The sequence below is a fragment of the Mycobacterium sp. TH-M106 genome (assembly GCF_057473765.1).
In genome coordinates, this window is record NZ_JBYCLE010000121.1 from 1 (window position 1) to 5,411 (window position 5,411).

4 protein-coding genes are annotated in these 5,411 nt (G+C 66.2%); 3 read left to right on the forward strand and 1 reads right to left on the reverse strand.

Going from position 1 to position 5,411, the window contains the following annotated elements:
- Nucleotides 1–97 precede the first annotated feature (97 nt).
- Together AC2VOP_RS04345 and AC2VOP_RS04350 are read left to right on the forward strand one after the other, a co-directional pair.
- Entirely contained in the window at nt 98–976 is an 879-nt protein-coding gene (locus tag AC2VOP_RS04345; protein ID WP_486959804.1) for a PE family protein, read from the forward strand.
- Between the two features lie 75 nt (nt 977–1,051).
- On the forward strand, nt 1,052–2,257 hold the full coding sequence (locus tag AC2VOP_RS04350; protein ID WP_486959805.1) for a PPE family protein: 1,206 nt from the start codon (nt 1,052–1,054) through the stop codon (nt 2,255–2,257).
- A gap of 596 nt (nt 2,258–2,853) precedes the next feature.
- Here AC2VOP_RS04350 and AC2VOP_RS04355 read toward each other — a convergent pair.
- Nucleotides 2,854–4,071 (reverse strand): acetyl-CoA C-acetyltransferase, encoded by a 1,218-nt coding sequence (locus tag AC2VOP_RS04355; protein ID WP_486959806.1) that lies wholly within the window; start codon nt 4,069–4,071, stop codon nt 2,854–2,856.
- A 94-nt stretch (nt 4,072–4,165) separates the two neighbouring features.
- Between AC2VOP_RS04355 and AC2VOP_RS04360 the strand changes: the two genes are divergently transcribed.
- Nucleotides 4,166–5,411 (forward strand): cystathionine beta-synthase (locus AC2VOP_RS04360; RefSeq protein WP_486959807.1); only part of this gene is annotated, 1,246 nt, incomplete at its 3' end.

A 5,411-nucleotide genomic window follows, 5' to 3' on the forward strand; every position in this document is an offset into this window, starting at 1 on the left:
AACACAGCACAACCATGAAAGCCATACCCGACGCCCCTGGGCAGTTCGAAGCCTACGGCCGAGGGCAACAACCACCCATCTAGAAAGGTAGGGAACCATGACATTTGTGACCGTACAGTGCGAAGCGCTATCTGCCGCCGCCGCCCAGCTGGAAGGTATCGGCTCAGCGGTGACCGCTCAAAACTCGGCCGCAGCAGCCCCGACCACGGGCGTGGTTCCCGCGGCCGCCGATCAGGTATCAGTGCTGCAATCGGCGCTGTTCTCCGCATACGGGACGTTGTACCAGCAGGTGAGCGCCCAAGCTACGGCAATTCACCAGATGTTTGTGAACATGCTGAGCACCAGCGCGGGCTCCTACGGCACCACCGAGGCCACCAATGCGGCCACCGCCAATTCGTCTGGGTCCGGGCTTACCGGACTCATCAGTGCGCTGTTGGGCTCCAGCTCGTCATCGAGTTCGTCTAGCCTCGGGGGATTTCTCGGCAACACCGGGCCGCTGGGTCCGTCCGGGAGTCCAGCCACTATCGGGAACATTGCGTTTGGAAACTGGGCCGCTGGTTCGTCAGACTTGCTCGGGTTGGCAGCTGGCGGTCTTCTCGATTTTCCCAAGACGGCCGCGGACGTACTGCCGGCAGCCGGCCTGCAGAGCGCAATGCTGGCGGGCGCCGTGGGACCGGCGGGCAGCGCAGGGTTCAGCGGGGCCCCGGTGTTGGCAGGGCTAGGTCAGGCGTCGGCGGTCGGCGGAATGTCGGTGCCGCCCAGCTGGGCCACCGGCATCGCGCCGGCCGGCGGCCCTTCCCCCGCGACGTTGGTGAGCACGGGATGGGCCGCTGCGCCCACGGCCGCCGCGCACACGCCGATGTCCACGGTGCCGTCGGGAATGCTGTCTGCACCCGGCGCCGGGAAGGCCGGCGGCTTCGGCGCGCCGCGGTATGGCGTCAAGCCCATCGTCATGCCCAAGCCGGCGGTTGTCTAGAACGCGCAACACGCCTGCAAGCAGCCACAGCCAGTTAGCAGGTATCGGGGATTCGAGGAACACGGAGCTGGAGCAATGTTTGATTTCGGAGCATTACCCCCGGAAGTCAACTCCGGGCTGATGTACACCGGCGCGGGATCGGCGCCGATGATGGCCGCTGCGCAGGCGTGGAACAGCCTGGCCGCCGAGCTCGATTCGGCAGCATCGGCCTACCAGACGTTGATCACCACGCTGGCCGGCGACGAATGGCGGGGTCCGGCGTCCGCCTCGATGGCGGCCGCCGCGACACCCTACATCGGGTGGATGAGCAACACCGCCGCGGCCGTCCAACATGCGGCCAACCAGGCTATGGCCTCGGCCAGCGCCTACGAAACGGCATTCGCTATGACCGTGCCCCCGGAAGTGGTCGCGGCCAACCGGGCTCTGCTGGCCAACCTCATCGCAACCAACTTCCTGGGGCAAAACACGCCGGCGATCGCGGCAGCCGAGGCTCACTACGCCGAAATGTGGACCCAGGATGCCGCCGCCATGTACGGCTACGCCGGTACCTCGCAAGCCGCTGGGCAATTGCAGCCGCTGACTTCTCCGGCGCAGACCACCAATGCGTCCGGAATCGCCGCCCAGGCTGCCGCAGTCAGTGGGGCTGGCACCGGCGGCCTGCAGACGGAGCTGTCACAACTGATTTCCGGCCTGCATAACGCCGTGGGCAGCTTGTCGTCTCCGTTGGCAAGCACCAGCGGTGCGTCGGGCCTCGCTGGAATGGCGGATTCGATCAACAGCTTCCTCGCCATCCCGCTCGTCGCAGACACCATTAACAACACGTTCTATAGCGCGGGTTGGTGGGTTCCGATGGCCATCCCGACCTCGGTCATGCTTGCAAAAACTCTCGCCACCTTTGCGGCGGCCACGGGCGGCGCCGCGTCACTCGGCGCCGGCATGACGGGCGGAACCGTCCTGGCGAGCTCGGTCGGCTCGACGGGTGTGACGGGCGCAGGCGCCCTTGTCGGAGCGCCGGTGGCGGCGGGTATGGGTGGCACAGCCTCCGTCGGCGGTCTCTCGGTTCCGGCCGCCTGGTCGGCGGCCACTCCGGCGGTCAGCGAGTCCGCGACGGCGACGTTGGCGGGCAGCGGCTGGACCGCCGCCGCTGAAGAAGGCACGCAAGTGGCAGCGGTGCCGGCCGGGATGGGGCCGATGGCCGCGGGCGGCCGCGGCGGCTTCGGTTTCGGCGCTCCCCGTTACGGGTTCAAGCCAACCGTGATGCCGAAACAGGTTCTCGTCTGACCCGTAGTTCCGCTGCCCAAGGCATTTGCGCAACTTCGAGTTCGCTCACCGGGCTACAAGCGTTGGTCCTCGACCTGCTCGAGGGTCCTCCGCTGCACCGGCGACGTTCAGTTCACAGGATGGCAAAATGTCCCGAACTTCCCGGTAGGTTGGCAAACGACCTGCCGATGGTGTTGGCCCTGGGGCTCACTCGTAGTTTGCAGCCCTGGCGAACGCGACGAATCGGCCGACCCGTCCTGCGAGGGCGGGCATGGATCTGTCGAGCTGGCGATGCACTGCGCGTTGTCCGCGTGGGCCTGTCCCAATAAGTCGCCACCGCCAACGGCGCTCGCGATAACGAGCACACCGGCGCTGGCGATCACTAGGCGTTGCGCTAATTTGAGAAGGACCCGCGATGTCGTGACGTGTAGGCTCATCAGCATCCTCCTCGCGACGGCTGGACCAGGCGATGGAACCGATCGTAACACGCCGTTTACATGTTAACAAGATGTTAACGCCGATACAGCCCGAAAAGCGCTAGCGATAGTTAGCTAACTGCTAGCTAAAGTTACACGCCCTTATCGGGGCTTGGCTCTCCCCACCTGCGGCGATGCCGATCACGACAACCGCTCGATCACCATCGCCATCCCCTGGCCGCCGCCCACGCACATCGTTTCCAGCCCGAACGTCTTGTCGTGGGTCTGCAGGTTGTTCAGCAGCGTGGCGGTGATACGGGCGCCGGTCATGCCGAACGGGTGGCCGAGCGCGATCGCCCCGCCAGAGACGTTGAGCTTGTCCTCGTCGATACCCAGTTCGCGCGCGGAGGCGAGCACCTGCACCGCGAACGCCTCGTTGATCTCGAACAGGTCGATGTCGGAGATCGACATGCCCGCGTTGGTCAGCGCTTTCTTGGTCGCTTCGATCGGACCCAACCCCATGATTTCCGGGGACAGGCCGGAAACCCCGGTAGCAACGATCCGGGCCAGTGGCTTCAGACCCAGCTCCTTGGCCTTGGTGTCGCTGGTGATCACCACCGCCGCCGCGCCGTCGTTGAGAGGGCAGGCATTACCGGCGGTGACGGTGCCATTGGGCCGGAATGCCGGCTTGAGCTGGCTGACCACCTCGTAGGTGGTACCGAACCGCGGGCCATCATCGACACTGACGGTGCTTCCATCCAGCAGTGTCACCGGTGCGATCTCACGCGTGAAGTGCCCGTTCTTGATCGCCTCCTCCGCGCGGTTCTGGCTGCGAACCCCCCACAGGTCCTGATCTTCGCGGCTGATGCCGGTCAGCAGTACGACGTTCTCGGCAGTCTGGCCCATCGCGATGTAGATGTCGGGCAGGGTGCCGTCACCACGCGGATCATGCCATTCATCGGCGCCGGCGGCCGCGGCTTCGGAACGTTTCTGCGCCTCGTCGAAGAGCGGATTCTTGGTGTCCGGCCACGAATCCGAGCTGCCCTTGCCGGTACGCGACACCGTCTCCACACCGGCCGAAATGTACGCGTCCCCCTCCCCGGCCTTGATGGCGTGGAAGGCCATGCGGGTGGTCTGCAGCGACGACGAGCAGTAGCGATTGACGGTGGTGCCTGGCAGGAAGTCGTAGCCCAGCTGGACGGCGACGACACGGCCGATGTTGAAACCGGACTCGCCACCCGGAAGGCCGCAGCCCATCATCAGGTCATCGATCTGGCGCGGGTCCAGCGCAGGCACCTTGTCGAGGGCGGCCCGCACCATCTGCGCCGCCAGATCGTCGGGCCGCATGCCGACCAGCGACCCCTTGCCGGCACGGCCGATCGGAGAACGGGAGGTTGAGACGATGACGGCTTCGGGCACGGCGGGTCCTCCATTCACGTGTAGCCCCGAATTTAGCCCGGCGACGATGCGGGCCGCGAAGCGGGCTAGGCAGATCACCTGAGACGATGACGGCATGCGAATCGCACGCCACATCAGCGAACTCATCGGCAACACTCCGCTGGTCCAGCTCAACTCGGTCGTTCCGGCCGGGGCGGGCATGGTCGCGGCGAAGGTCGAGTACCTCAACCCCGGTGCGAGCTCCAAGGACCGCATCGCGGTGAAGATGATCGACGCTGCCGAGGCCAGTGGACAGCTGCGGCCCGGCGGCACCATCGTCGAACCCACCTCGGGAAACACCGGTGTGGGCCTGGCGCTGGTAGCGCAGCGTCGCGGCTACCGGTGCGTGTTCGTCTGCCCCGACAAGGTCAGCGAGGACAAACAGAACGTGCTGCGTGCCTACGGCGCTGAGGTGGTGGTGTGCCCGACGGCAGTGCCGCCGGACGACCCGGCCAGCTACTACAGCGTGTCCAACAGGCTCGTCACCGAGATCGATGGGGCCTGGAAGCCGGACCAGTACTCCAATCCGCAGGGCCCGGCCAGCCATTACGAGACCACCGGCCCGGAAATCTGGGCCGACACCGACGGTAAAGTCACCCATTTCGTCACCGGCATCGGCACCGGGGGCACCATCACCGGCACCGGCCGCTACCTCAAAGATGTCTCTGGTGCACGACCACAGGGACCGGTACGGATCATCGGTGCCGACCCCGAAGGCTCGGTGTACTCCGGCGGAGCCGGTCGCCCGTATCTGGTGGAGGGAGTCGGCGAGGATTTCTGGCCGGAAGCCTACGACCCGGACATACCCGATGAGGTCATCGCGGTGTCCGACGCCGACTCGTTCGACATGACCAGGCGGTTGGCTCGCGAGGAGGCGCTGCTGGTCGGAGGCTCATGCGGGATGGCTGTAGTCGCCGCGGTAGAAGTAGCCGTGAAAGCCGGACCGGACGCGCTGGTCGTGGTGTTGCTGCCGGACAGCGGTCGCGGCTACATGTCGAAGATCTTCAACGACGCCTGGATGTCGTCGTACGGGTTTTTGCGCTCGCGGCTCGACGGTTCGACCGCACAGCCCACGGTCGGCGACGTGCTGCGTGGCAAGTCCGGTGTGCTCCCCGACCTGGTGCACACCCACCCCTCCGAGACCGTGCGCGACGCCATCGGGATCCTGCGTGAATACGGGGTATCCCAGATGCCCGTCGTCGGTGCCGAGCCGCCGGTGATGGCGGGTGAGGTGGCCGGCAGCGTGTCCGAGCGCGAGTTGCTGTCCGCGGTGTTCGAGGGTCGCGCCAAGCTCGCCGACGCGGTGGCTCAGCACATGAGTC